The 2104-nt window shown below is 47.1% G+C and carries 2 protein-coding genes and 1 pseudogene; all 3 read left to right on the top strand.

What is annotated here, in order from left to right; all coding sequences use genetic code 11:
- On the top strand, positions 1 to 485 hold a 485-nt coding region (locus ACYVTD_RS11920; RefSeq protein ID WP_461247983.1), incomplete at its 5' end, for a hypothetical protein.
- Positions 486 to 637: 152 nt separating this feature from the next.
- Positions 638 to 1216, top strand: a complete 579-nt coding sequence (locus tag ACYVTD_RS11915) for a hypothetical protein (RefSeq protein WP_461247982.1) — start codon at positions 638 to 640, stop codon at positions 1214 to 1216.
- A gap of 44 nt (positions 1217 to 1260) precedes the next feature.
- Positions 1261 to 2104, top strand: a pseudogene (locus tag ACYVTD_RS11910) (RHS repeat-associated core domain-containing protein); the annotation flags it as partial.

Raw genomic sequence — 2104 nt, 5'->3', positions numbered from 1 at the left:
ATAAAGACAAGGCATACAGAAAATATAATGAGGAAAAAGGAATATTGCCAATAAAGAAAAGGCCTTATTTGTTTAAAATAATTTCTAATTCGCCAATCATATCAGAAAAATATCCCGATACAGAATTATTAAAAAATCAAAGAACGCGATATGAAAATGAAGTGTACAGATTGGTAAAGCTGTTTTTGGAATCAGGGGCGCCCCCCAACATGAAAGGAGCTCCCAATAGCATTCTGTTTTCTTTCAATAAAGACAAGGCATACAGAAAATATAATGAGGAAAAAGGAATATTGCCAATAAATTTTGCAATTAGGTTTAGCGCATTTACAATTGTTGGTTTATTATTGGAATATGGAGCGGAAATAGATGAGGAAAGTTTGAGTACTGCTAGAGAAGCAACATCACGTATTGGAAATGACGACATGGAAAAATACATACAAACTATATGGGAGAAACAACAAAAACTGGACACGCAGCGTAGCTGACATCGCTTTTTCATAGTGTCGTTAGACCACATTTATACTCTACCAGTGGTATATATGTTGGATACGCAATGATAGCTCCTCTTAGCCCGCTGAACAACTGGAGCCCGCAGCTTTACAAGGAAACCGAGAAGGAGTACGACGCCCTAGACCGAGTGGTAAAAGTAACCCTGCCCGACGGCAGCGAAGAGATAACCGAGTACGGGATAAGGAATAAGAAGAGCTACGTTCTGGTAACGGACGCGAACGGAAACAGGAGCGAGCGTGAAGCCGACGGCAGGGGCAACATAGTAAGGACTAGCAGGTACGGAAAAGAAGGTAACAAAGTTCTGGCTATGGGGGAATACGAATATAACGCCCTAGGGGAACTGCTGCAGGCGCTGGACTATAAAAAGAACCCCCTAAAAGCGCAATACGACATGCTCGGCAGGCGTATAAGCATGGAGAGCGCGGACATAGGAAAGAAAGAGTACGGCTACGACCAGGGAGGCAACCTGATATGGGAAAGCGACGGCGTTCTGGCGAAATCGTGGAAAAGAATAGAGTACCAGTACAATTCGCTGAACAGGCTTGTAAAGATAACCTACCCCAAGAGACCCGACACGCCGTCCGAGACGAAAACAGTGTATTTTTACGGAGCCCCCGGAGCTTCTTACAACGGCGCGGGAAGGATAACGAGGATAAAAGACGAATCCGGAGCGAGCAAGGTACGCTACGGGAAAGCAGGACGATAAAGACGCTTGACGCCGGAAGGGTAACGTCCGAAAAGACGGCTGTAATGGAATATTTGAGCAACTATCTTGGACAAATGGAGAAAATACTGTATCCCGACGGGGAGGAAGTAAAGTACGAATACGACGGAGGCGGGCAGATAAAGAAGGTGACCGGCAGGCGCATGGGAACGGACTTTGAGTACGTCAAAGAGATAGGGTACGACGAATGGGGTCAGAGGGCGTACATAGAGTACGGAAACAACAGGAGCCAAAACGGAAGCGTAATAGGGGAAGGGGTGAAGAGGTATTACCGCTACGACGAGAACCGCAGGTGGCTGAAAGAGATAAAGACTGTGAAAGGAAACGTTAAATACCAGAAAATAACGTATGAATTTGACGGGGTAGGAAACGTGTCAAAATACGACAACGAAGCCGGACGCTATAAGACGAGCCAGGAATACGGCTACGACGAACTGTACCAGATAACGGAAGCTGGAGGGGGCAGCGCGCAGTACCTGTACGACGGAGGGGGCATAGAAGGCTACAACGCCGCTTACAAACAAACGTTTGAATATGATATAATAGGAAACATGACGAAGAAGACGAGCAGTGAAAGCAAGACGAGGCAGGTTAAGAACGGAATGGAGCTTAACTACAGCTTCGACTACGAATATTACGAGGGCGGACACAAGGCTGAAAAGATAGGTGAAATGTATTACCGCTACGACGGGAACGGGAACGTGGTTGAGGAACGCTACGGGGGACACAGTACCGCTGACGGCGGCAGCGCCGCGTACAGCTACGAAGACGGAGTATACAGCGTAGACTACGGCTTCGCGCTGACAAGACCCGGAAGCGGAAACAAGGCAAACAGCGTGTATGAAAGGCGTTACGCGTGGGATTACCGCA

This window comes from Treponema sp. R6D11, assembly GCF_054786075.1.
This window is presented reverse-complemented; position numbering and strand designations above follow the sequence as displayed.